Origin of the sequence: Staphylococcus sp. GDX7P312P, from assembly GCF_008385775.1 — a bacterium.
Classification (GTDB): domain Bacteria; phylum Bacillota; class Bacilli; order Staphylococcales; family Staphylococcaceae; genus Staphylococcus; species Staphylococcus haemolyticus.
The window spans coordinates 220,517-247,108 of the sequence record NZ_VUKI01000005.1 but is presented as its reverse complement, the minus strand read 5'-3'; the positions used below and the strand labels follow the sequence as shown (position 1 = coordinate 247,108).

22 protein-coding genes and 1 pseudogene are annotated in these 26,592 nt (G+C 33.3%); 12 read left to right on the top strand and 11 right to left on the bottom strand.

Going from position 1 to position 26,592, the window contains the following annotated elements; genetic code table 11:
• Window positions 1-87 precede the first annotated feature (87 nt).
• On the top strand, window positions 88-687 hold the full coding sequence (locus tag F1592_RS02955; protein ID WP_053016495.1) for a YdeI/OmpD-associated family protein: 600 nt from the start codon (window positions 88-90) through the stop codon (window positions 685-687).
• A gap of 96 nt (window positions 688-783) precedes the next feature.
• Here the strand turns inward: F1592_RS02955 and F1592_RS02950 are convergent, their stop codons facing one another.
• Window positions 784-1,827: a 2,3-butanediol dehydrogenase gene (locus tag F1592_RS02950; RefSeq protein ID WP_011274930.1), complete on the bottom strand. Its 1,044-nt coding sequence runs from the start codon at window positions 1,825-1,827 to the stop codon at window positions 784-786.
• 431 nt (window positions 1,828-2,258) lie between these two features.
• On the opposite strand from F1592_RS02950, the gene F1592_RS02945 reads away from it, so the two are divergent.
• The 4 genes from F1592_RS02945 to F1592_RS02930 are packed head-to-tail and all read left to right on the top strand — an operon-like array spanning window position 2,259 to window position 5,859.
• Complete coding sequence (locus F1592_RS02945) at window positions 2,259-3,566, top strand: betaine/proline/choline family ABC transporter ATP-binding protein (protein WP_053016497.1); 1,308 nt, start codon at window positions 2,259-2,261, stop codon at window positions 3,564-3,566.
• Window positions 3,566-4,201, top strand: coding sequence for an ABC transporter permease (locus F1592_RS02940; RefSeq protein WP_037535693.1), 636 nt, complete (start codon window positions 3,566-3,568; stop codon window positions 4,199-4,201). Before F1592_RS02945 ends, F1592_RS02940 begins: the two co-directional genes overlap by 1 nt.
• A 24-nt stretch (window positions 4,202-4,225) precedes the next feature.
• Entirely contained in the window at window positions 4,226-5,173 is a 948-nt protein-coding gene (locus F1592_RS02935; protein WP_053016499.1) for an osmoprotectant ABC transporter substrate-binding protein, read from the top strand.
• The gene (locus tag F1592_RS02930) at window positions 5,173-5,859 is read left to right on the top strand and encodes an ABC transporter permease (RefSeq protein ID WP_053016501.1); all 687 of its coding nucleotides are present in this window, start codon (window positions 5,173-5,175) and stop codon (window positions 5,857-5,859) included. The genes F1592_RS02935 and F1592_RS02930 overlap by 1 nt, the downstream gene beginning before the upstream one ends.
• 59 nt (window positions 5,860-5,918) lie before the next feature.
• Here F1592_RS02930 and lrgB read toward each other — a convergent pair whose 3' ends face one another.
• The 4 genes from lrgB to F1592_RS02910 all read right to left on the bottom strand — a co-directional run bounded on the left by lrgB (window position 5,919) and on the right by F1592_RS02910 (window position 9,876).
• Window positions 5,919-6,620, bottom strand: a complete 702-nt coding sequence (gene lrgB / locus F1592_RS02925) for an antiholin-like protein LrgB (protein ID WP_011274935.1) — start codon at window positions 6,618-6,620, stop codon at window positions 5,919-5,921.
• A complete protein-coding gene (lrgA, locus tag F1592_RS02920) occupies window positions 6,620-7,075 on the bottom strand; it encodes an antiholin-like murein hydrolase modulator LrgA (RefSeq protein WP_053016503.1) in 456 nt (151 codons plus the stop codon). The genes lrgB and lrgA overlap by 1 nt, the downstream gene beginning before the upstream one ends.
• A 275-nt stretch (window positions 7,076-7,350) precedes the next feature.
• Window positions 7,351-8,121: a response regulator transcription factor LytR gene (locus F1592_RS02915; RefSeq protein ID WP_053016506.1), complete on the bottom strand. Its 771-nt coding sequence runs from the start codon at window positions 8,119-8,121 to the stop codon at window positions 7,351-7,353.
• Window positions 8,122-9,876: a sensor histidine kinase gene (locus tag F1592_RS02910; RefSeq protein WP_149809400.1), complete on the bottom strand. Its 1,755-nt coding sequence runs from the start codon at window positions 9,874-9,876 to the stop codon at window positions 8,122-8,124.
• 434 nt (window positions 9,877-10,310) lie between these two features.
• Between F1592_RS02910 and F1592_RS02905 the strand changes: the two genes are divergently transcribed.
• From F1592_RS02905 to F1592_RS02890, 4 genes and pseudogenes are all read left to right on the top strand, one after another.
• On the top strand, window positions 10,311-11,705 hold the full coding sequence (locus tag F1592_RS02905) for an MFS transporter (RefSeq protein ID WP_053041396.1): 1,395 nt from the start codon (window positions 10,311-10,313) through the stop codon (window positions 11,703-11,705).
• Between the two features lie 186 nt (window positions 11,706-11,891).
• Entirely contained in the window at window positions 11,892-12,824 is a 933-nt protein-coding gene (locus F1592_RS02900; protein ID WP_149809401.1) for a 2-dehydropantoate 2-reductase, read from the top strand.
• Window positions 12,825-13,108: 284 nt separating this feature from the next.
• Window positions 13,109-13,582: a DUF1440 domain-containing protein gene (locus tag F1592_RS02895; protein WP_048667775.1), complete on the top strand. Its 474-nt coding sequence runs from the start codon at window positions 13,109-13,111 to the stop codon at window positions 13,580-13,582.
• Between the two features lie 55 nt (window positions 13,583-13,637).
• Window positions 13,638-14,485, top strand: a pseudogene (locus F1592_RS02890) (NAD-dependent epimerase/dehydratase family protein).
• A gap of 263 nt (window positions 14,486-14,748) precedes the next feature.
• On the opposite strand, the gene yidC reads toward F1592_RS02890, so the two are convergent.
• Window positions 14,749-15,582 (bottom strand): membrane protein insertase YidC, encoded by an 834-nt coding sequence (yidC, locus tag F1592_RS02885; RefSeq protein WP_149809402.1) that lies wholly within the window; start codon window positions 15,580-15,582, stop codon window positions 14,749-14,751.
• Between the two features lie 98 nt (window positions 15,583-15,680).
• A complete protein-coding gene (locus tag F1592_RS02880) occupies window positions 15,681-17,174 on the bottom strand; it encodes a serine hydrolase domain-containing protein (protein WP_053016519.1) in 1,494 nt (497 codons plus the stop codon).
• Window positions 17,175-17,452: 278 nt separating this feature from the next.
• Between F1592_RS02880 and F1592_RS02875 the strand changes: the two genes are divergently transcribed.
• Window positions 17,453-19,279 carry an APC family permease gene (locus tag F1592_RS02875; RefSeq protein ID WP_149809403.1) on the top strand — a complete coding sequence of 609 codons (1,827 nt, stop codon included), beginning with the start codon at window positions 17,453-17,455 and terminating at the stop codon, window positions 19,277-19,279.
• A 60-nt stretch (window positions 19,280-19,339) separates the two neighbouring features.
• Here the strand turns inward: F1592_RS02875 and F1592_RS02870 are convergent, their stop codons facing one another.
• Window positions 19,340-21,547, bottom strand: a complete 2,208-nt coding sequence (locus F1592_RS02870) for a cation:proton antiporter domain-containing protein (RefSeq protein ID WP_149809404.1) — start codon at window positions 21,545-21,547, stop codon at window positions 19,340-19,342.
• A 340-nt stretch (window positions 21,548-21,887) separates the two neighbouring features.
• The gene (locus tag F1592_RS02865) at window positions 21,888-23,288 is read right to left on the bottom strand and encodes an amino acid permease (protein ID WP_011274948.1); all 1,401 of its coding nucleotides are present in this window, start codon (window positions 23,286-23,288) and stop codon (window positions 21,888-21,890) included.
• 313 nt (window positions 23,289-23,601) lie between these two features.
• Between F1592_RS02865 and F1592_RS02860 the strand changes: the two genes are divergently transcribed.
• Window positions 23,602-24,420, top strand: coding sequence for a metallophosphoesterase (locus tag F1592_RS02860; protein ID WP_053016528.1), 819 nt, complete (start codon window positions 23,602-23,604; stop codon window positions 24,418-24,420).
• 57 nt (window positions 24,421-24,477) lie between these two features.
• On the opposite strand, the gene F1592_RS02855 is transcribed toward F1592_RS02860, so the two are convergent.
• Window positions 24,478-25,101 carry a C39 family peptidase gene (locus F1592_RS02855; RefSeq protein ID WP_053016530.1) on the bottom strand — a complete coding sequence of 208 codons (624 nt, stop codon included), beginning with the start codon at window positions 25,099-25,101 and terminating at the stop codon, window positions 24,478-24,480.
• A gap of 140 nt (window positions 25,102-25,241) precedes the next feature.
• Between F1592_RS02855 and F1592_RS02850 the strand changes: the two genes are divergently transcribed.
• The gene (locus tag F1592_RS02850) at window positions 25,242-25,724 is read left to right on the top strand and encodes a GyrI-like domain-containing protein (RefSeq protein WP_107610039.1); all 483 of its coding nucleotides are present in this window, start codon (window positions 25,242-25,244) and stop codon (window positions 25,722-25,724) included.
• Window positions 25,725-25,819: 95 nt separating this feature from the next.
• Here the strand turns inward: F1592_RS02850 and F1592_RS02845 are convergent, their stop codons facing one another.
• Window positions 25,820-26,575, bottom strand: a complete 756-nt coding sequence (locus tag F1592_RS02845) for a class I SAM-dependent methyltransferase (RefSeq protein ID WP_223197203.1) — start codon at window positions 26,573-26,575, stop codon at window positions 25,820-25,822.
• Between the last annotated feature and the right edge of the window lie 17 nt (window positions 26,576-26,592).

The following is a 26,592-nucleotide window of genomic DNA, read 5'->3' as shown; positions in this document are numbered from 1 at the left end:
AAATGATTGTGTAATTAATAGTTATTTATTGACTTAAATAATATAATGATTGTATTGTTATCAAACTAACGATATGAGGTGACTAAGGTGCCAGAGAAACAATCCGATAAACAGGTATTAACTTTTTTAGAAAAAGAAAGTCAATGGAAGGAATCTTATCAATATTTAAGAAATTTAATATTTGATGAGTCAGAATTAGAAGAAGCATATAAATGGATGCATCCAACATATACCATTAATAATAAAAATGTTATAACGATTCATGGTTTTAAACATTATGTAGCGTTACTATTTCATAAAGGTGCAATTTTAGAAGATAAATATAAAACGCTAATTCAACAAACAGAGCGAGTTCAAGCAGCAAGACAATTACGCTTTAAAACACTGGATGAAATTAAAGCGCGTCGAGATGAAATTTTATATTATATTAATGAAGCCATTGAAGTTGAAAAGGCCGGCAAGAAAGTTGAAATGAAGAAGACAGAGGACTATGAAATACCTGAAGAATTACAGCAAGCATTCAATGATAATCCTAAGTTAGAAGAGGCATTTTACAAATTAACGCCTGGTAGACAGCATCAGTACATATATCACATTTCACAAGCTAAACGCAGTCAAACAAGACAAAGCAGAGTTGAAAAATATATTGACCATATACTTGATGGTAAAGGCATGTATGATAAATAATTGTTAAGAAAAAAGCTTTTAATCTTCATCTGTAGAGATGTCGATTAAAAGCTTTTATTTAAATCAAGTTAAAATGTATCGATGTGTTAATTCAAATTAGCCATTTAATTTAACTAAAATTTTAGCTTGAGATTTATCGTTTACTAATTGTTCGAATCCAGATTCAACAATGTTTTCTAATTCAATTTCATCTGTTACTACGCTCTTAACATCTAAGCTACCGTTCGCAATTAAATCAATTGTTTGTTGGAATGTAGTAGGTGAGTATGCAATTGTAGATGTTAATTGAACACCTGAGTTAGTTAATAACATTGGGTCGAAATCTACTGCATGAGCAAAGATTGATACGATGACAACTGTACCTCTTGGACGTGTAACTTGTACTGATTGAGATAATGTTACGCCAACACCAGCAACTTCAAATGTAACATCTACACCATTTTCAGTATGTTCGTTAATAAAGTCTACAGGGTTTGTATTACCAGAGTTAACCACATGCGTAGCGCCGACTTCTTTAGCTTTAGCTAATCGTTCTTCAGATAAATCAAATACGAAGATTTTACTTGCACCAGCTGCTTTAGCTGCAACAATTGTTAATAAACCAATTGGACCAGCACCAAATACTGCTACTGTATCACCAAATAATAATTTACCTTCTTTAACTGCTTGAACTGCAACCGCAGTTGGTTCTACTAAAGCACCTTCTTTATCAGATACACTTTCAGGTAATGCATATACATTTTCTTCTGGTGCATTTGTAAATTCTGCAAAGCCACCATCAGAACCTAAACCGATAAATGAATAACCATCATATAAATCAACGCTTTCATCTTTCTCATGTTTTGATACAGTTGGGTTAACAACTACGCGGTCACCTTTTTTATATTTAGTAACGTCTTTACCAACTTCTTCAACAACACCCGCAAACTCATGACCTAAAGTAACAGGTGCTTTTTGTCCAAGTAGTGGATCAGGTTTATCTGTAGAGATGAAGACTGGTCCTTCTAAGTATTCATGTAAATCAGTTCCGCAAATACCTGCCCATGAAACTTTTACTTTTACTTCATTGTCTTTTAATTGCTTAGGTTCACGATCTTCCACGCGAACATCTTTTTGACCATACCATACTGCTGCTTTCATTATTACAACATCCCTTCAATAAATACTTATTACACCTATAGACTAATACTATTAATTTCGTAATGCAATTTTGAATTCAGCTTTATAATATTTATTTAGAAAAGTTTGACAATTTCATGAATTTTATTGTAAGCAACTTTATTTTCTGCAGCTTTTTAACTTTATCATGCTTGAAACAACTTTAAAAAAATGCAATTTTGAATTTTTTTAATCTTTTCATATAAGAAATGTTTCAAAAAATTATATAGGGTATATAGATATAAAAGATGGAAAAAGCTCGAATTATATTGAAATTGAATTAATTAAAATTTTATGAAGCAAAGGCCATGGGGCTCTTGTTTAACTTATTACGTATTTGTTTAACAATGGGACTACCGGCCTTTTTGTTTTATGGGCTTTTTTATCTGGCAACAATAGGAAGGAGCAATCTAATGACGCTAAGTATTAAAAACTTAACAAAAATTTACTCTGGCAATAAAAAAGCAGTAGATAACATTTCATTAGATATTGAATCTGGTGAATTTATTGCCTTTATTGGGACAAGCGGTAGCGGTAAAACGACAGCTTTACGAATGATTAACCGAATGATTGAAGCCACTGACGGCACAATTGAAATGAATGGGAAGAATGTTCGAAATATGAATCCAGTTGAATTACGTAGAAGTATTGGCTATGTTATTCAACAAATTGGATTGATGCCTCATATGACCATTAGAGAAAATATTGTCTTGGTACCAAAGTTGCTTAAATGGACTAAAGAGAAGAAGGATGCTAAAGCAAAAGAATTAATCAAGTTAGTAGACTTACCTGAAGACTATTTAGATCGTTATCCATCTGAATTATCAGGTGGTCAACAACAACGTATTGGTGTCGTACGTGCATTAGCTGCAGAGCAAGATATCATCTTAATGGATGAACCTTTTGGTGCATTGGATCCAATTACGAGAGATACTTTACAGGATTTAGTTAAAGATCTTCAAAAGAAATTAGGGAAAACATTTATTTTCGTGACACATGATATGGACGAAGCGATAAAGCTCGCAGACCGTATTTGTATCATGTCTAAAGGGAAAGTTGTTCAATACGATACACCGGATAATATTCTTAGAAATCCTGCCAATGATTTTGTTAGAGAATTTATTGGACAGAATAGATTGATTCAAGATCGTCCGAATATGAGAACGGTTGAAGATGCGATGATTAAGCCTGTTACGGTAAATGCCAACGACACTCTTAATGATGCAGTCAATGTTATGCGAAAAAGACGTGTTGACACAATATTTGTAGTCAACAATCATCATCATTTACTTGGATTCCTAGATATTGAAGATATTAACCAAGGGTTACGTCAACGTAAGGAATTAATTGATACAATGCAACGAGATGTTTACAAAGTCCATATTGATTCTAAATTACAAGACTCCGTACGTACGATATTAAAGAGAAATGTTAGAAACGTACCAGTCGTTGATAATGACAATGCACTTATAGGTCTAATTACACGTGCTAATCTTGTTGACATTGTCTATGACTCTATTTGGGGTGAAGAAGATGATGAGATGACATTGTCTGATTCGCACATGAATGATGTCGAACGTGAAAATGAGTTAGGTAACATCGAAAAAAATGAACATGCCGAAGACCGTCCAAATGACGCTACAACAAAGCAAAAAGATGTTACAGATAGATTAGATACGCATGATGTGAAGAATTCTAATCATTCGGGAGTTGATCGTTAATGCGCCAATTTTTCCAAGAATATGGAAGCCAACTCGTATCGAAAACGATAGAACACTTTTACATATCAATTATCGCGTTATTAATTGCGATTGTAGTTGCGGTTCCGTTAGGCATTTTATTATCTAAGACGAAACGTACTGCAAATGTAGTGTTAACGATAGCGGGTGTGCTTCAAACGATTCCGACGTTAGCAGTATTAGCCATTATGATTCCAATCTTTGGTGTAGGTAAGACGCCAGCGATTGTCGCATTGTTCATTTATGTATTGTTACCAATTTTAAACAACACAGTTCTAGGAGTACAAAATATTGATAAGAATATCATCCAAGCTGGAACAAGTATGGGTATGACAAAGATGCAGTTAATGAAAGATGTCGAATTGCCATTAGCCTTACCACTTATAATTAGTGGTATACGTTTATCAAGTGTATACGTAATCAGCTGGGCTACATTAGCTAGTTACGTTGGCGCTGGTGGACTCGGTGATTTAGTCTTTAACGGATTAAATTTATATCAGCCACCAATGATTATTAGTGCTGCAATTCTTGTAACGTGTCTGGCTTTACTTGTCGATTTCATACTTTCTTTAATTGAAAAGTGGGCCGTGCCTAAAGGACTTAAAGTATCTAGATAAATACTAAGGGAGGATTTTAAAATTATGAAAAAGTTAAAACTTACTTTCATACTTCTTGCAATGTCTCTCATCGTATTATCTGGATGTAGTTTACCAGGTTTAGGCGATGGTGACGGTAAAGATAGTGTGAAGATTACTGCCACAGAAACTAGTGAAACAAAAATTATGGCAAATATTGAAAAATTAATGATAGAGCATTATACAAATGGGAAAATAAAACCTACTATTATTGGTAATTTAGGTTCGAGTATTATTCAACACAATGCGTTACAACGTGGAGATGTGAATATGTCAGCAGTAAGATATACAGGAACAGAATTGACGAGTGTACTTGATGCGCCACCAACAAAAGATACTAAAAAAGCAATGTCAGAGTCGCAAAGATTATTTAAAGAAAAATATAATCAGAAATTTTATGACTCATTTGGGTTTGAAAATACGTATGCATTCATGGTTACTAAAGAAGTAGCTGAGAAATATCATTTAGAAAAAGTTTCAGACTTAAAAAAATATAAAGATGAATTACGTTTAGGTATGGATACACAATGGATGAACCGTGCTGGTGATGGATATCCAGCTTTCCAAAAAGACTATGGGTTTAAATTTGCGAATGCACGTCCAATGCAAATTGGTTTGGTGTATGATGCTTTAAAAAATAAAAAATTAGATGTTGCTGTTGGTTATTCAACAGATGGACGTATCGCTGCTTACGATTTGAAAATCTTAAAAGATGATCGTAAATTCTTCCCACCATATGATGGAAGTCCATTAGCCACTGAAAAACTAATCAAAGATCACCCTGAAATTGATAAAGCATTGAAAAAATTACAGGGACAAATTAGTACTAAGGAAATGCAGAAATTAAATTATGAAGCGGATGGAAAAGGTAAAGAACCTGCCGTTATTGCAGAAGAATATTTGAAGAAACATAATTATTTTGAAGATGACAGTAAGAAAGGTGGTCAAAAATAATGAAAGGTAACTTGTTAAGCTCACTTTATGAATACTATACCTTGAACTTTGGCTATCTGATGGAACTCTTTTTCAAACATTTATTAATGTCTATTTATGGTGTGTTATTCGCTTGTATTATTGGCATTCCGATAGGGATATTAATTTCAAGATATACGAAGTTATCATGGCCTATTATTACTGTCGCGAATATTATCCAGACAGTTCCAGCTATCGCGATGTTAGCAATACTTATGTTAGCACTTGGGTTAGGGCCTAATACTGTAGTGTTTGCAGTATTCTTATATGCGTTACTTCCAATTATTAAGAATACGTATACTGGCATTACCGAAGTAGACTACAATATTAAAGATGCAGGCAAGGGAATGGGTATGACTAAGAATCAAGTCATGCGTATGATTGAATTGCCATTGTCATTATCAGTGATTATTGGTGGTATCCGTATTGCTCTAGTTGTAGCGATTGGTATCGTTGCAATTGGCTCATTTATAGGAGCTTCTACACTAGGGGATATTATTATACGTGGTACAAACTCTACTGATGGTACGGTTTATATACTTGCTGGTGCCATTCCAATTGCGTTAATTGCGATTATTATAGATTTAGGATTACGCTTCTTAGAAAAGAAACTCGATCCAACAAGTAATAATAAGAAACAAGACAACAAAGTTCAAAGCATCAATTAATGGTTGCAAATCGAAGAGAACCTGAGCACAACATTGTGTTCAGGTTCTTTTTAAAATGTTTAGAATAAAATTGAAGCTAATGGTGGAACAATGGCAACGATAATTACGCCAACGATAACAACGGCGATACTACCCATTGACTCTTCAGTTTCACCAAGTTCTTTGGCTGCAGCTACGCCAAGTGTGTGTCCACTTGTACCTAGTGCTAAACCACGAGCGATTGGATTTGAAATTTTAAACCACTTAACAATTTTAGTACCTAATGCAGAAATAACAACGGCATTTAGAATAACGGCTAATGACGTTAATTCTTTAACGCCGCCAATACCTTGTGATACTGGAAGGGCGATCGCAGTTGTAGCAGCTTGTGGTAGCATTGAAGCACCAATTTGATCGCCTAATTGGAATACAATAGCTACTAAGTAAATTAAGATAAGTGCGATTAACGTTCCAATAGCGATACCCCCAAAAATTTGTAGCCAATATTTTTTGAGTACATCACGTTTTTTATATAAAGGGATGGCGAAACTAATTGTTGCTGGCTCTAAGAAGAAGTTAATAATGTCTCCACCTATTTTGTAATTTTCATAACTAATACCTGTTACTTTTAAAAATACGATCCCCGCAACCATTGCTACGAAAAGTGGTGCTAGTAAGAAGAAACCGTTCGTTTTTTTATAGAAATATTGTGCAATGACAAATGGTATTAATGAGACTAATATACCAAAATACGGTGTTGTAATTCCTAAATGATCTACCATTAGTTACCCTCCCCAAGTTTAGTTTGTTCATTTTGCTCTTTAGATGGGAATAATGTTTTTGTTACGAATAATTGTGAAACAAATCCTACACAGATAAGTAGTAATAACGTTGAAATAATAATTAATAGCAATATTAAAATTGGATGTTGGCTTAATATTGGTAAAGAATTGATAACCGAAATTCCGGCCGGTACGAATAAGAAACTAATATTATTCGTTAATGCTGTGCCGACACCTTCAACTTGACCTAATTTGACAACACCAGTGCATAATAGGATGAATAGTAATACGAGTCCTATTACTGACGCTGGCATAGGAAATGGTATGAAACTTTCAATAATTTTAGATATAAATAGTACGATAGCTATCGTTAATGCTTGCTGAAAGAAATTATACGTTTTTGCTAACTTATGATTTCCTTGACGAGCATTACTTTGTGATTGTTCATTTGCCATATTTTAACGCTCCCTTTCTCTTTCCCTTACAGATAGAATATTATGAAAACGTTTACTATTTTGAATTTTGGCAGTGACTTACAAAAATTAGGACGTGAGTTGCAATATATTCAAGTTGAAAATCAAATAGACAAAATAATATCAAATGGTACGACGTTTTTTCTATAAATAAAAAGTATTTAACCTAAACTCGCATAACAAAAAATGTTATTAGCAAGTGGTTAAATACTCATTAATGAAATTATTTAATATATATAAGTTAATTATTCGTTCGTTTATGCAAGGCCAATTTCATGTTTAAATGCTTTCATAAATGAACGACTGACTTGAAATTTATCTCCAGAAGTCATGGTTACTTGATAAGTATAATTGAACCAATGTTCAACGCTATCGATATGCGTTTTATTAATAATAGTCGCACGATGGATTTTAATAAATGTGTTATTCGATAATTTCTTTTCATAATAATTAAGTGGTTCAGTTGTTTGGTATGTGCGATTGATAGTATTTATTGTTGTTATCCCATTGTTGACTGAAACTGCCGTGATGTCGTCTTTTTGGATCACATAGATACGTTCATTCATTTCAATTGGCAGTACGGTTTGGTCTCCATTATCATGACGTTTATCTCGTTGCATTGATAGAGTAGATGATTCACTTGTTGCATTATCTATCTCATTGCTATTAGATAGTTGATGCTTAACTTTATTTACTGCTTGCTCTATACGCTCAAGTTCAAAAGGCTTGAGTATATAATCAATTGCATCAAGTTCAAAGGCTTTAACTGCAAATGTATCATGTGCAGTGGCAAAAATAATATGTGGTGGCTGTTTCATTTTCTTTATCTTTTGTGCTAAATCTATACCACTTTCATCCATAAGATTGATATCTAAAAAGACTAAATCATATGTTTCTGATAAAAGTTTTTCTAACGTTTCTTCAATGTTTTCAGCCTCATCAATAACGTTAAATCCTGAGATCTCATTTAATAAGTAATGAAGCTCATTTCGAGCTAATGGTTCATCATCAACGATTAACGTCTTCACCTAAATATCCTCCTTTATTGTATGTGATGGTATATGACAACTTACCGTCGTTCCTAATTCTGTTGATTCAAAATGTAAAGCGGCCTTAGTGCCGTGAAGTCCAATTAACCGTCTGTTTAAATTTTCTAAGGCACTACCAGTTCCTGTCTCTGAATCAACACTCATTTGTCCGATCAATGGTAACTTATCATCATCAATTCCACTTCCATTATCACGAACGGTTAGTGTTAATTCTTCGTTGTCATGATGTGCTGTCACATCAATAATATTATCTTTACGACGATGTTTAAAGGCGTGTTTAATAGCATTCTCAACTAGGATTTGAATGACGAATGGTGGGATGAGCACATGTTTACAAGACGAATCAATATGATATTCAATTGTGAATCGATCAGGGAAGCGTGCTTGTTCTAATGCTAAGTAGGCCTCAACTTGTTGCAACTCTTTCTCCAAAGTAATGGTGTTATTTCGAGCACCTTGCAGATTTGATCTAAAGAATTGGCTTAACTGCAATAATAACTTTCTCGCCTTTTCACTATCAATACGTACGAGGGCTGAAATGGTATTAATCGCATTAAAGAAGAAGTGCGGATTAACTTGTGCTTGTAATGATTTGATTTCAGCATCTTTTAAAAGTTTACTTTGCATTTCGGCCTGACCCAATTCTAATTGACTTGAGAAGATATCTGCTAAGCCACGAGCGAGTTGTTTCGTTGATGTCGTATTATCATATTCATTTGTAAAATAAAATTTTAATGTGCCAGCTACTTCTTGATTAATCATTAAAGGGATGACGATTGCAGATGTTAAAGTACAATTTGGATTGTTGCATCCGATTTCCTCTTTAGAGTGTGCTTCTTTTAATTGACCAGTTTTTATAACATCTTTTGATAAATCAGTAATGATCGCTTTTTTTGCAACATGATGGTCACTTGCAGCACCTACATGCGTTAAAATGTCTGTTCTGTTTGTGATAGCAACTGCCGATACGTTCATCAATTTCAGAATGATTTCAGCAACGGAACGTGCAGACTGTTCAGTTAAACCAGACCTAAAATACGGCAACGTTTTATTCGCTATTTCGAAAACATCATGCGTTTGAATTGCGCGGGTTTGCTCTTCTTGTTTTAATGTTGAAAGTATTATAGATAAGAAGATAGCTGTCCCAATACTGTTGATTAAAATCATAGGTATGGCAATGAATTGAACAAGCGACCATGCAGACGCTGTATCGTTGGCAAAGATGAGAATGCATGCCATTTGAATTGCTTCATTAAGTGCACCAATAATAGCACCCATTAAAACGGTTGGGTAAGTATAGCGACGCATTGTACGATAACCATAAAACCCTGATATGAGTGCAATGAAAATAGATGAAATGAGATAGGTGTATGCATTTGCACCGCCAATATAAAGGCGTAACAACCCTGATACAATGCCTACTATAATTGCGACGAAAGGTCCGCCAATTAAACCAGACATCCCTATTGTTAATACACGTGTATTTGCCATAGATGCATCGTCATTTAGGTGGTAATAAATGTTGCTAGATACAATATGTCCATTTTCAATTTCAATTCCAGTGAAATTTGAAGTTATAGCAAATAAAGCGAACAAAATTGTTAATTGCCATTGAGAACGCAATTTTTCGCGTTCGCCCATCATCGTTTTAAAGTGATTAATATTCATTAACATATAGGCGATAATAATGATTAACCCTACACGTTCAAGCAATAATATAAATAAATTAAACATAGTAAGCACCTGTTCATTGTAGTTTCAGTTAAAATAAATATCCTTTCTATAATTATAATATGGATAATTTTAACTTAATAGTTTAAAATTAAAACTTATAATTTGTAGGTATCTAATTATTGATTTATTGCACTTTTGAGTATGTTGTTAAAAATGTTTATTGAAAAAGTTAGAGTATTTTATTAAGTCATTTCTTCTTAATTATGATAAGGTTTTCAATGTAAACTAATTTCTTAAGTGAGTGTTGTATCAAACATAAGTTAACGTCAAATAATGTAAGTCATGATGCACATGTTAATAAATTATAGAAATAGGGAACTTATTAATTAAAGTCATAGACATAAAATGTATGACACTCATTATGGTTGCTTCATTATGACGTATATCAACTTGAGTAGATTAGTTTTAGGGTAATTTAGGAGGAATTTTTCGAGATGGAGTCTTCAAAACAATTTAGGGGAGATAATAAATTACTAATTGGTATTATAATCGGGGTACTTACGTTCTGGTTATTTGCACAATCATTAGTGAACGTTGTTCCAACGTTACAGTCTTCATTTAACACAGACATGGGTACGATTAATATTGCCATTAGTTTAACTGCATTGTTCTCTGGACTATTTATTGTAGGGGCAGGAGATATCGCAGACAAATTAGGCCGAGTAAAAATGACATATATCGGCTTAGCATTAAATATTATTGGATCATTATGTTTAATCATCGCACCTGTCGCATGGTTGTTATTAGTAGGTCGTGCGTTACAAGGTTTATCAGGTGCATTAATTATGCCGTCTACACTTGCAATAATAAATGAATATTACATAGGAAAAGAAAGACAACGCGCTGTCAGTTACTGGTCTATAGGTTCTTGGGGCGGTAGTGGTATTTGTTCATTATTTGGTGGTTTCATGGCCTCAACGATCGGATGGCAGTGGATTTTTATTGTTTCAATTGCACTTTCAATTTTAGCCTTTTTCTTAATTAAACACACACCCGAGACTAAAGTTGAACCGAATGCGAATGAAACTAAAACTAAATTTGACGTTACTGGTTTAATACTATTAGTTATTACGCTATTGAGTGTTAACGTGATGGTTACGCAAGCTGCAGATCGTGGACTGTTCTCACCAATGATTTTATCACTTGGTGCTGTATTCTTAGTTGCGGGTATCCTGTTTATTATTAGAGAATTAAAAGCAGAGAACCCGTTAGTTGATTTTCATATTTTCAAAAATAAGGGTTACAGCGGTGCGACATTATCAAACTTTATGTTAAATGGTGTTGCCGGTGGTACACTTATTGTTGTTAATACGTATTATCAAAGTCAATTAGGCTTTAGTTCACTACAAGCAGGTTTAATTTCGATTACGTACCTTGTAGCTGTGCTATTCATGATTCGTGTTGGTGAAAAATTATTACAAAAACTTGGTGCTAAAAAACCATTATTAGTAGGTAGTGGTTTTGCATTCTTAGGATTATTACTATTATCTTTAACATTCTTACCAAATGTTGCTTATATTATTTCAAGTATTATAGGTTACTTATTATTTGGTATCGGTTTAGGTACATATGCCACACCTTCTACTGATACAGCGGTTGCGGAAGCGCCTGACGACAAAGTAGGGGTAGCATCTGGATTGTATAAAATGGCATCATCTTTAGGTAATGCCTTTGGTGTTGCGATGTCTAGTACCATTTATGGTTTTGGCGCATCATTTATGAATTTACAACTAGGTGGCGCTGCTGGTGTATTGTTCAATGCTGGAATTGCTTTAACCGCATTCATAGTTATCTTGATTTTAGTTCCTAAGAAATTAAGAACAAATTAATATAAATATTAGTTTTTAATAGAGAGAGATATCGAATTCAATTAGAGTTCGATATCTTTTTTAATAAATTAAAGAACAATTTATATTTAATTATCTTAAAATTGTGAATATTCCGTTTACAATATTGACTCTACAAATTGAAAGTAGTATTTTTAAAACATCATTAGAAAAAAGGGGTCGTGACTTATGAAAATAGCAATTGCAGGTTCTGGCGCGTTAGGAAGCGGATTTGGTGCGATGTTATACCGTCAAGGGTATGATGTAACGTTAATTGATGGATGGGAGCCACAAGCGAAAGCAGTTAAACAAGAAGGTTTACACATAGACATTAATGGTGAAAATCATCATCTTAACATGACGATGTATCAACATAACGATATTCCTCAAGATGCTCAATTTGATGTTATCTTTTTATTCACTAAAGCGATGCAGTTACAAGATATGTTAGAACATATTAAAGCACACATTCATGACAATACAATTATGGTTTGTACTATGAATGGTTTGAAGCACGAACGTTTAATTCAACATTATGTTGATGAAGCACGAATTGTGTGCGGTGTTACTACATGGACTGCAGGATTAGAATCTCCTGGACATACACATTTAATGGGGGCAGGTCCGGTTGAAATTGGTGCACTTGTACCTGAAGGTCAAGCTAATGTTGATGTCGTGTATGAACTGTTAGATCAATCTGGTCTTAATCCACATAAAAGTGAGCAATTGCAACAATCAATTTGGAAGAAAATTTGTGTGAATGGTACTGCTAATGCACTTTGTACGATTTTAGAATGTCGTTTATCAAATTTGAATGAGAGTGATTATGCGAAACAGCTTATTTATAAGATTACACAGGAAATTGTACAAGTAGCAACGGTAGATGGCGTACATTTAAATGGAGATGAAGTTTACAATTATCTCATCGATTTAAATGAAAAGGTAGGCCCACATTATCCATCAATGTATCAAGATTTGATTAACAATAATCGACTTACAGAAATTGATTATATTAATGGAGCAGTTGCTCAATTAGGTAAAGAACATCATATAGATGCTCCAGTTAACCAATTTGTAGCGAATATGGTACATGCGAAAGAACAACAACGACATGCAAAATAATGTCCACTTAGAGGGTGTGAAGGGCATGTTTTCAACTAACATGCTAATACTAAGTATGTTAGTTGTGACTTAAGATTGAAATATGAAACCGACTTAATATATAGAAGACTTGGAGTGAGATGTTGAATTCAAATTGAATTCGGTCTTGCTCTATTTTGAGTCGAATAATTATATCTTTGTGACTAAAAATGATACGCTAAATCCTTAATTTAATATGAATGATTTTAAATTTTTCATAAAAGGGTAGAAGAAAGTTAAGTGAATTTGAAGGAGCTGTTATTAGAATGAATCGTTCAACGAAACGTGTCATCATTACGAGTATTGTAGGTGGATTGCTAAGTGGTGCGGTTAAGATTGGCTGGGAAGCTATCGTTCCGCCTAGAACACCTGAACGTGAGAAAGAAACCCCTCCAATGACATTATTGAATCAGGTGGGATTACCAGATTCAATCAAAAAAGCAACCTATCACTATAATGGTAATGATATTCCAATAACGGTTATGGGTATTCATTATGGCTTCTCTGTAGCAAATGCTTTTGCATATGGCTTATTAGCTGAAAAATTCCCAAGAATCACTGCCTTGAAAGGATCATTATTTGGCGTTGCTATTCATATTGCATTTCATGAATATCTATTGCCAAAGTTGAATTTGACACCTCAGGTTAAAGACTTACCTTATGAAGAACGACTTTCAGAGTTATTCGGTCATATCGTTTGGATGAATACTATTGATATGATTAGAGATTCAAGTAAGTAGGTTAGATTGAGATATTCATTTTCAGAAAAAGAGAAATAGAAAGGTGAGTACAATAATGACTAAAATATTTATTACAGGCGCAACAGGATTAATCGGAACACGATTAACACAACGTTTGATTGAAGAAGGCCACGAGGTTGCCGGATTTACTACATCTGAGAGAGGTAAAGAGAAATTAGAAGGACTAAACGCTAAAGCGTATATTGGCGATATCTTAAAAGCGGATACTATTGATGCAGCAATTGGTGACTTTCGTCCTGAAATTATCATTAATCAAATTACAGATTTAAAAAATGTTGATATGGCAGCAAACACAAAAGTGCGTATAGAGGGCGGTAAAAACCTAACTGATGCGGCACTTAAATATGATGTTAAAAAAGTAGTAGCTCAAAGTATTGGTTTCATGTATGAACCAGGAGAAGGACTTGCTACCGAAGAAACTCCATTAGATAATCATTCAGATGGTGACAGAAAAATTACGGTAGATGGCGTGGTTGGACTTGAAAAAGAAACCGCTCGTATGGACCAATATGTTGTGTTACGTTTCGGTTGGTTATATGGACCAGGTACTTGGTATGGTAAAGACGGTATGATTTATAATCAATTTAAAGATGGAGAAGTAACATTATCAGATGGTGTCACATCATTCATTTAGATGATGCTGTTGAAGTATCTATTCAAGCGATGAACTTTGATACTGGTATTTATAATGTTGCAGATGATGAGCCAGTAAAAGGATCAGACTTTGCAGCATGGTATTCAAAAGAAGTTGGTGTGGATCCTAAAGTAACTATCCAACCCGCACTACCATTTGAACGTGGCATTACCAATGACAAGTTTAAAGAACAAGGTGGTACACTAATCTACAATACATGGAAAGATGGTATGCATCCTTTAAAATAAGATTGTAGAAATGAAATAAAGAGTCTGGGATATTATTCCTAGAGAAATAGCTAGTAAATGAGTCTTAAAAACTTCATTTGCTAGCTTCTTTATTTATAATACTTCAAATTATTGGCGCACTTTCTTAGGAGTTAGTCTCAGCCTGTAGTCTTCAGCTTGTCCTGTTCCCTTAAGAGTCTCGCCAAAATACTTAGTATTTTTTATTCTTATCCAAGAATTTAATATCCCAGTCTCTTTTTAGTATGTTTTGCTCTTTTTTTGAGTTAGTCATTGTGATTTGTAGACTTACTTCTACGCTGTTCTTCAATTTGTTGACGTAACTGATCTCCAGCAGCTTTGCCTACTTTTGCATAATGGCTATGTGCAAAATGCATTTGAATAATTAAAAACGTTGCACTTATCGCCCAGTATAAACTTAAGGCTGAAGCAGATTGTAATGATGCATAAATAATAAATAATGGAGATAATACCATCATGACATAGTATGTGCGTCTTTCTTCTTTTGGATAATGCATTGCATTGACCAAAGGTTGAATGAAATAAAGTAAAGCTGCTATAAATGTCATTATTAAATCCGTATGCATTAAATTGAACCATAAAAAGTGAGGGTGCTCAATAATACCACCACTCGTTGGATATTTAATACAAGCGTATAAACCTAATAAAATAGGAATTTGGATTAATATTGGCAAAGTTCCAACTAGACTTTTGAATGGATTAATAACATAGTCGTTGTACTTTTTCATTAATAACTTATTAGCTGCAGTACGTTCTTCTTGTGTATCAGCATTCTTTAGTTTATCTTGTAGTTTCTCAATTTCCGGTTTAACTACCTGAGTTTTACCTCTCATAATGTGAATGTTTTTCACTTGGATAAACATTAGTGGCATTAGTACAAGACGTATGATAAGTACAATGACAATAATAGCTAATCCATAATTCTCATGGAATGTTCGACCTAAGAAGTGAAGTAACATATCCATTGGCTTAACAAATATAGTATAAAAGAACCCATGTTGATCTTCTTTATGAGAATAGTCACATCCACCCAATAATATGACAACACTCATTATGAATAAGGACCATTTTTTTCTCATTTATAATCTCCTATGTGCTTGAGGTCTTTAATAATCTTAGTCTTTAATATGTTTAGCTTAACATATTCGCATGATAAGCGTAGCGGTTAATCTCAATTTTATAACTTTGATTTATTTGTAACTGTAATTATTTTTAAAAGAGTCAAACCAAAAAGACTCGTTAATAAAGTGATGAAACCTAGTATAGTGACTTTAGCGGGTGCCGGAAACCAAGTCATAATAAATTGCCAATCAGAGCCATTTAGTAACAATGAAGGCAATAGATGTAGAAGGCCTAAAATTAAAATAAAGCCGATTGAAAGTATGAGTATTTGATATTTCGTGTTTTTATGTTGAACGCTTAATAGGATCGGTTGATGACTGGTGATATGGCGATATAAGTAAATCAAAGTTATAGCAACCATGATCCAAATCACGATTGAACCTATAATAATCATAGTTTGATATTGGTTGATGTAGTATTGTACCGTATCAATATGCTGTCCTTGATTTAATTGCGTATTTAAATGTTTGGCAAGCGTTGGAACATGATTAGAATAAGCATTTGCGAGAACAACTATGCCATAGTCTTTCTTAGGATTCACAATAATATAAGAAGAATAGTTCTCAAGCGTACCCGGATGATAGATAAGTGTTTCTTGATTATCTTTAGTGACAAACCAGCCTGTTGCATATTGAGAATCATCATCGTCATTTGTTTTAACTTTAGGTTTGTGTGTAGCTTCAACTAAAGATTTTAAATGTTTTGGGGGATGAAGTTGAAATTTTATCCAAGGTTCTAAGTCATGTGTGCTAGCCATTAAATAGGCTGATGGGTTATCACCGATATTAAACTTTGGATTATCTGAGTATGCTTTATTATGTTGAATATCATACCCCTGAGCATCATCTCTGCCCTTTTTATTACTCTCTTTAGTAGAAATATGTTTCATATTTAAAGGTTTGAAAATATGTTCACTCATATAAGATGAATAGGGAGAATGAGATACATTCTGAACAATTAAACCTAAAATATCGTAATTCATATTAGCATATTCGAACTGTTCTCCTGGTCGATGGTTCAGTGAACGACCATTAATACTGTTAACAATTCCATCTAGATTATCCGTCTTTTTTGTAATTTTATCATTATCAGTGATATCTCCTGGAATACCACTAGTTTGAGTTATTAATTGATTAATAGTAATATCTACTTTTTTTCCTTTATATTTCATATGAAAGTTAGGTATGTATTTACTTATAGGGTCATTTAATTTAATTTTCCCTTCATTGACGAGTTGCATAATGGCATATCCCGTCATTGCTTTGGAATTAGAAGCAATTTCAAAGCGTGTATTGGAGGTTACTTTTTGTTTATTTTTAATGTTTGCATACCCATAACCTTTATTTAGCAACATTTTATTATCTTTAATAATTAATACAGAGACGCCTGGAATGTGACCATCATTCATTTCGTTTTTAACTATGCTGTCCAAATAATTTTGAGAAGTAGGGCTAATCATTGAATAGTTGGGTTGCAATTTAATCATGATTGAACAAATAAATAAGATAATAACTAATACGACTCCACTGAAAAGAAATGTCTTTTTCATTTTTAATCCTCTGATCATAAGATTTAAGTAGTGAACAATTTACACTGTTAACGACAATAGTATAGCAAGTTTTTTCATAAATTGCTCTTGTGCTTCTTATGTGTTGCTATCTATTGATTTAAATTATTAATAATAGAAATTTTACAAATAAATATAACTGTAAAATGTAACTTTAATGGTAATAAATTACATTAAAATAGTGGGGGCATCTATACTTTTTATCAAAATGGGAGTATATTTTATCCATTGAATTTGAATATAAAGAGGTAAAGAGTATTATGTTCACTCAATTTAAAAGACTTTTAATTGGTAAACCTAAAAGAAATCGTGATTTGAAAAATGAAAAAATCAGTAATTTCAAGGCTTTAGCAATACTTTCTTCGGATGCATTGTCATCAGTAGCCTATGGTCCGGAGCAAATTTTGATTACACTCGCAGTCGCTGGTGCTATGGCGTCATGGTACACGTTACCAATTGCATGTGCAGTATTAGTACTGTTAGCAGCTTTAATCTTGTCATACCGCCAAGTCATTTATGCTTATCCTAAGGGTGGCGGGGCTTATATGGTTTCTAAGACTAACTTAGGAGAAAAATGGGGACTAGTAGCTGGTGGTTCATTACTTGTTGATTATATTTTAACTGTAGCGGTAAGTATCGCTTCTGGTGCAGATGCGTTTGTAGCTGCATTTCCGTCACTATATCATCACAAAGTATTGATTGCATGTTTACTAGTACTATTTATTTTAATAATGAATTTACGTGGATTGACAGAATCTGCTACAGTATTGTCTTATCCAGTGTATTTATTTATTATCGGGTTAATTATTATGATTGTTGTAGGAGTATGGAAAGTTGCAACTGGCCAAGCTGAACCACATATGCACGCAACAGTAGGAACAGCTGTACCTGGTGTTACGCTATTCCTACTATTAAAAGCATTCTCGTCTGGGGCATCATCTTTAACAGGCGTCGAAGCTATATCTAATGCGGTAACAAATTTCAAAGATCCTGGTCCGAAGAATGCTGTTAAAACATTAGTTACAATGGGTGGCATTCTTGCATTTCTATTAGTAGGCATTGTAGGTTTAGCCTATTGGTACGGCGTAATGCCTGAGACTGAAACGACCGTATTGTCTCAATTAGCAATGAACATTCTAGGACACAATGCTGGTTATTACTTTGTTCAAGCTACGACAGTAATGATTTTAGTTTTAGCAGCGAATACAGGATTTACCGCATTCCCAATGCTTGCCGCTAGCATGGCAAAAGATAAATATATGCCTCGTATGTTTAGTGTTCGAGGAGATCGCTTAGGTTATTCGAACTCTATCATTACTTTAGGTGTTGGGGCTATCTTGCTTATTATCATTTTTGATGGTAAAACTGAGAACTTAATTCCACTCTATGCTGTAGGTGTATTTATTCCGTTCACATTAGCACAATATGGCATGGTACTTAAATGGATTAGAGGCAGAGAGAAAGGGTGGTCTCATAAATTGATTGCCAACGCGATAGGTGGAACAATTACATTTATCGTATTTATGATTTTCTTGATCATTAAGTTTAGCCATGTATGGCCAATATTGATATTTTTACCTTTGATTGTGATTGTATTCCTACGTATCAAAGGTCATTATAAAGATATCGCTAAACAGTTGAAATCGACAGCGATGGTACAAGATATGCCAATCGTTGATAAAAATTTAGCAATTGTTCCTGTAAGTACGATTACATCAGCTATTGATAAATCAGTGTATTATGCTCAAATGATTGCTGATGATGTTATAGCAGTACATGTTTCCTTTGGTGATGAAGCGGATAAATGCTTTGCTGAAAAATGGCAACGTCATTATCCAGATGTGCGCTTAGTCATCTTACATTCTGAATATCGTAGTGTCATCAGACCAATCTCAAGATTTATTGATAAGATCAATAAAAAAGCGAATGATAAAAATTATGTCATTACAGTTGTTGTGCCTCAGTTTATTACAAAAAAATCTTGGCATAATTTCTTACACAATCAAACGAGTATTAGATTAAAAATGCACTTGTTCTATCAAAAGAATGTTATTTTAGCAACTGTACCATTTAAATTACACAAATAAACTTATAGAAAAGCCCGTAGATAATGCAAGGTTACATTATCTATGGGCTTTAGTTGATTTTTAGTGAGCGTTGCTTACTTCATGTGCTAGAACGATTTCATTGTAATTGATGTTTTCTCGTAATTGGGTTGCAACTTCATTAGTTACTTTATTTCGTGAAATTAATTCATCTAAAATGGTACGTTGAATGTATAATGCTTCCAATTTTACATCTTGTTGTTGCTGTGTAGTAAGTTCATATACTTCTTTGTTTTGATTTCTTTGTTGCTTTCTATTCTTATTGTGACGAATCGTACGAGATAGGTTGTGATATTGGTTAATAATTAAACTCACTTCTAAGACATTTGAACTATTTTGTTCTTGACGCATTTTCATAATAATATTGTGATTAACAACACGCATTAATTGTTGCACTTTGTTAAAACTATTTGCAAATTCTTCTCTTTGTGCCTTTTTATCGTCTTTTACTTTTTGACGTTCAGCTTTATATTCTTCACGCTTAGCTTTAATATCCATTTTATTTTGTTCTGATGTAGCATGATGTTCTTCTTTTAATAATGCACGGTTTTCTTTATGAATGCGATGTGCCTCTTTTCGTGATTCTTTACGAGCTTTAAATCGTAAGCCAATCAATTTAAAGAAACGACTTATTTTTCTTAGGATAGACATTTCACGATAAGATTGACTGAATTCCATAATATTGCGATAGTCTGTTAAATCCTTCTTAGTAATTCTTTCTTTTTCGATTAATCGCTCTAGTGTTCTTGTTTCTTCTTCTTCAGCTATTTCTTGAAGGCGACGTAATTCCTTCGTATTTTTATTGTCCGGTTCCATATTGATTAAGAATGATAACTCATTAAAATATTGATTTAATATTGGTCGATAATCCATACTTTTTTCTTCAGAGTTTTTCTTTTTAAAAGTATCAAGTACATGTTGAACCATGAATATTTTAGCTGATTGATAGGACATACCTTTAAATTCTGAGACCTTTTCAGATGGTGTGATAAATGGTAGAACAACTTGAGCGAGAATTAAGCTAGTTAATACCATAAATGAAGCGATGAATAATAGATCATTACGATATATAAACTCTTGGTTACCATCCATCATATATGGAAGTGTTAATGCCATTGATAAGGAAATGGTACCGTGTATCCCACACATCGTCATAATAAAGGCATAGTGATTACGCTTCGGTGGTCTAGTATCTTCTTCATCATCTAAATAAGATTGAACGTTGTTTGGATAATAAAAATCTTTAAATAATAAGTACACCCAAACAAACCTAAATACATAAATTGCTAGCGCAATTAATAGAGCGGTTGTAATTAAAAATACAATATTTTGTGGTTCGTCATGAATAATTTCCATAACTACTTCGGGAACGATATATCCCAACACTACAAATACAAAGCCATTTAATGCATAACTTAGCGTATTCCATATTTGGTTATAGTTCATTTGTAATTCCGTTTGAGCACGAATTAAACGGTCGCGTTCTAAACCATGGATTAAACCAGCGACAACTACGGCAATAATTCCTGATGCGTGAAGCTCTTCGCCAATAAAATAAACGGCGAAAGGAGTAAGTAATTGAATGAATGTTAACGTATTACTATCTTTCATGCCTTTATTGGCCGTTAAATAAACTCTTAAAGTTACGACTAGTGCGCCAACAATGACACCAATTAACACACCTAAAATAGTTGAAATAATAAATTGGCCAATTGCATCAAACGCTGAAAAACTACCAGTTACAAGAGCAGTAACTGCAATTTTAAATGAAATAATACCTGCGGCGTCATTAAGTAATGATTCACCTTCAAGAATTGACATTGACCCTTTAGGTAATATCTTACCTTTAGTAATTGCGGAAACTGCGACTGCATCAGTAGGGCACAGAATTGCAGCAATTGCAAATGCGGCTGGCATTGGTAAGTCAGCCCAAATCCAGTGAATAAAGAAACCTACACCAATAACGGTAGTAAATACAAGGGCCATTGCCATAAGAACAATCGGTTTACGATACTCAAGTAACTTTGTTCTGGAAATATGAGTGCCTTCCACAAATAGCAGAGGGGCGATAACAGCCATCATAAAGACTTCCGATTCAAATTCAAAGTGCATTGGAATAGGTAGTACAAATAAGCAAACACCCAATGCGATTTGAATAAAAGCAGTAGGAATTTTAGGGAACCTATTATAAATAATAGAACTAATAATAACTGCGAATATAAATAATAAAAATGCTTCTAATAGCTCCATGAATAACTCCTTTATAAAATGAATACTAATAGTTTACCATGTGACATGATAAGCTACCAAAAATGGCAACATATTTAACAAAATATTTTATGATTATTATTTTATCTATTTACCATATTTAAGTGTCTATAAACGGATATATGAATTAAAGTGGTTATCAATTTAGAGTTACTTGAGATGTTTAAAAGTGGGAGTAGTTGAATAAAGTTTTATTATAGTAAGGACAGAGTTAAGATCATAAAAATATAAAAACTGAGAAAAGCTTGATTTAAGCATCTTCTCAGTTTTATTTGCTTTTATAAATTGAAAAATTTCGTTTATCAATTAATTAATGTGATGATTAATAATTAATTGAATTACGACCTTGACTACGAGTTCGTTCTGCTAAGTCTTCTGCATTAGACTTGTATTTTCTATAAAAGATGAACAAGAAGATAAACCAAATTGGTGAAATGAAAATGGCCGCTCTTGTATCTTCGCTAAAGAATAGTAGTACAAACACAAACGCGAAAAATGCGAGTACGACATAGGCTGTCTTAAGTCCACCAAAGAGTTTAAATTTATTCTTATGGTGTTCTTCTGGATTCTTTTTAACGAAAACAATATAAGAAATGATAATCATTGCCCACACTACTAAGAATAGGACAGTTGATAGTGTTGTAACATAAATAAATAATTTAATGGCATCTGGGAAAATAAAATTAAGCAATGCTGCTGCTAATAAGGTGCCAGATGACACTAGCATAGATAAGTATGGAACACTGCTACCATTTGTTTTGCTTAAAACTTTAGGTCCTAACCCTTGTTTAGCAAGTCCGAATAAAATACGACTATTAGAATAAATACCACTGTTTGTTGCTGATGCAGCCGCAGTTAATACTACAAAGTTTACTAGTCCGGCAGCAAATGGTAAGCCGATTAAACTAAACATCGTTACGAATGGACTACTATTTGAGTCTATTTTATTCCAAGGAATAACCGACATGATGACTAATAAACCACCGACGTAAAATAATAAGATACGTATAGGCACGTTATTAATTGCTTTAGGGATTACATTTCTAGGGTCTTTCGTCTCACCAGCAGTTACACCGATAAGTTCAATACCAATAAATGAATAAACTGCAATTTGGAATGCCATTAAGAATCCAAATGGTCCATTAGGGAAGATACCACCGTGATTAGTTAAGTTACTAAACGATGCATGACCATAAGATGTTTTAAATGAGAAGAATATCATGACAAGTCCCACGATAATCATCGCAATAATAGTAACAATCTTGATAATTGAGAACCAAAATTCCAATTCACCGAATAATCTTGCACCTAACATGTTAAAAGAGATTAACATTAATACTATGAACAAGACGGTGATCCAATGTGGAACTTGTGGGAACCAAAAACTAAAATATTGTCCCATTGCTGTTAAATCTGACATACTTGAAGCAATCCAAGCGAGCCAATATGTCCACCCAATGACAAATCCGGCAAAGGGACCTATGTATTCGTTCGCAATATCTACAAATGAATTAAAGCGTGTATTACTTAATAACAATTCTCCAAGTGCTCGCATGAATGCAAACATGACCATACCAATAATCATGTATGTTAGTAAAAGGGAAGGTCCTGTTAAAGCAATTGTTTGTCCTGAACCTAGGAATAATCCTGTACCAATTGCGCCCCCAATCGCAATTAATTGAATATGCCTGTTGTTTAGTTCTCTTTCCAACTGTCTAGCCATATACTTCCTCCTTAGAAAGCAATGATGCGATTTTTAAATTTTTTAGTTGTAAACGCTTTCTTTTTTATGTAAAAATTTTTTCTTTTAACAAAGTATAGCGTTTGTTCAATAGCTGTTAAATTTTAGATAAAAAGCGATTTTGATATTAATTGTTCACAAATTATGTAACTTTGCTAAAAGGTAATTTTATTATACTCTTTATTGTATAAAATATAAACAAATTTCTGAAAATTTAATAAACAGATTTATTTATTATTAATAATAACTATGACATAATGATTTCAATTCAAAACAAGTAAGAGGGAAGACATTAATGAAGATAGGTGCAATTTCAGATTTACATATCGATCGACATCCTAAACTAGAGCCACAAGCATATCTTGATGCACTCGCCCATATTGTGGAACAAAGAAGTGTTGATTTATTATTAATTGCAGGAGATATGTCTAATCATTTTCAGCAAGGTTATCAATTTATTCAAGACTTAAAAGAAAAATGCAGTATACCAATCTTATTCGTGCCTGGTAATCATGACTATTGGACTTCAGAAGCATCACTCAGTTCAAAGCAAATTTATGAATTTTATGCTAGCAAGCCAGATTGTTTAATCGGAAAACCTTATATTATTAATAATAATTGGGCAATTGTTGGACATACAGCTTGGTATGATTATAGCTATGCGGATAGCAAATTTGATTTGGATCGAATTAAAAGAGGGAAATATTATGGTGCCACATGGCAAGATAAAGTGAAAATTGATTGGGATATTGATGATAGAGTGTTATCTAAAGAGGCGGCCAAACAAATACAAGAAGACTTAGAACAAGTGAAAGATAAACATGTTATTTTAATGACACACATTGTTACGCATCCTCAATTTATAGTACCTATGCCGCATCGCATTTTTGATTTCTTTAATGCTTATATTGGTACTAAGGACTTTGATGAGTTTTATTCAACCTATTCCATTCGTTATAGCATTATGGGGCATGTGCATTTTCGCAAGGTGATTAATGAAAATGGCATCACATATATTTGTCCCTGCTTAGGGTATCAACGACAATGGAGAACGAGTGATATTAATCAAGAAATCAATAACGCTTTAGTAACATTTGATATTAGTGATGAATAAAATAATGTGAGATTGGGAAGTATTTTAAATTATCGCAATCTCACTTAACAGTTACTATTAATCATTGATGTTTACTTTAAGATAAATACATGTACGACCAGGAGCGTTAAAGCTACGTTTTAATTTCGACTTTGCAATTTTAATAATTTGAAAGCGATTAGGAACTATAGCAGGAAAGATAACAAATTTAAATAAATGAATCCATAAGGGGTCTATATAATAGTAATATTTATCATCATAACCAATTAATAGCGTAACATGAATGTTAGAAACGAGTTCTTTCTCATTATCATCAAATGTAAAGTGTTTTCGGAATGGTTTACGTCCTAAACTCGTGTGGTACATGATGACCGGTTGACCTGAATCGATTACAGTCTCTAACGATGTTAGGTCAGTACCTGTGCCATCAACAATACGTGAATCAATTGTTTGTAAATATGGAACATAAGCATCTGGAAAGATGGTTTGATGATGACCCAATTTGACAAGTAAGTGATGACCCACATAACCTTTATAGGGATTATTAGGATGTTTGGGCCAATGTTTCATAATTTCAGTTGCTTTAATATTATGACCATTATATTGAAGTAACATTGCTGCTGAAACACCTTCACAGCCCATGACCATTGGAATTGGAAATAATTGGCTAATTGGTTTGATTGATAATATCGTTCTTTTCATCCTTATTCTCCTCAAAGACGCTTTTATGATTTACATCACTTAATTTAAGTAAATTTATTATATACCTTAGTGGTCATCTCGTATATTAATATGGATTTTGACTTTATTGATATAGAATAAATGAAAAAGGGGATATTTGAATGGCAATACAATATAAATTGGAACAGTTAAATCATGTTCAACTCATCGGTGTCTTAAGAAAGTATGAGAGTGGCGATGAGATGCAAAAAGATATACCGTCATTTTGGCACAAAGTAAATTATGATGGGGTTGTAGATGATTTAATAGAACTTAGTAATCAAACATTATCAGGATTGTTAGGCGTCATTTTACAGAAAGAAGATAATCATTTCGAATATTTCATTGGTGTACCTTGTGATAATTCGAATAATAATAATTCGCACTTTAATACACTCGAATTATCAGCTCATAAGTATGTCGTTATAGATGCGAAAGGAAAAGTTCCCGAAGCGATTAAATCGATAATGCCTAAAATCTATCAAGAGTTCTTACCTCAAGCTAAATTTAAGACGATTAGAGCACCTATGTTTGAACATTATTTACCAGGAAATACCCAAAGTAGTGATTACATTACGGAAATTTGGATTCCTATAGAAGATTAGACAAGAGATTGAGATAAAATAGGTATTACAAAACTATAAAATACAGTAATTAAAAGAACTGAGGAGGCGCTCTTTTAAGCGTTTCTCAGTTCTTGTTATACTTTAATTGCATGAACAATATAATTCATATTCTTTTTATGTTTACGCATTGTTTTAAACATTTTGATAAACATTTTGCGATTAGTTGGTTTTAGAGCGTTTTTTATAATTTTTAACGTACCAAGGAGGCCTTCATCTCGAATCATACCTATTGGAGTCATTAAAGATAGTGGACCTACTTTAGACTCAATATTTGAAAAACCAGCTTCTTGATAGAGTTGATACCAATCTTCAGGCGATAAAGGTGTGACTTTCATATTGATGGCGTTACTTAATTCATCAATGACCGTTGATGCCTCTTGTCTATTAATAATTGCAATATCATGTGTAAGTATAATGCCATTCGGCTTTAAAACTCGATAATATTCATTTAGCACTTTTTCCTTAATCTGATAAGGCAACATTGTTAGCATCGCTTCATTTAAAATAATATCAAAACTCTGATCTTCAAAAGGTAATTTCATAGCATTGGCTTGCGTTAAATGAATAAGATTATCTAAATTGCGTTTCGAAACATTTAGTTTACCTTTTTCTAAAGCGGTTTTATTTAAGTCTACGCCCTCAATGTGGCAATTATACTTTTGAGCTAATTCAATAGACGTTGTACACATATTACAAGCTACTTCTAAAACACGTTTATCACTGGAGAAGTGTCCTTTATTTATAAGCCAATTTGTTGCTAACACACCACCTGGACGTAAACGTTTCTTTCCTAATTGTGCTAAAAATGTATGGCCGGCTATTTTAGTCACCATAGTCAACACTTCCT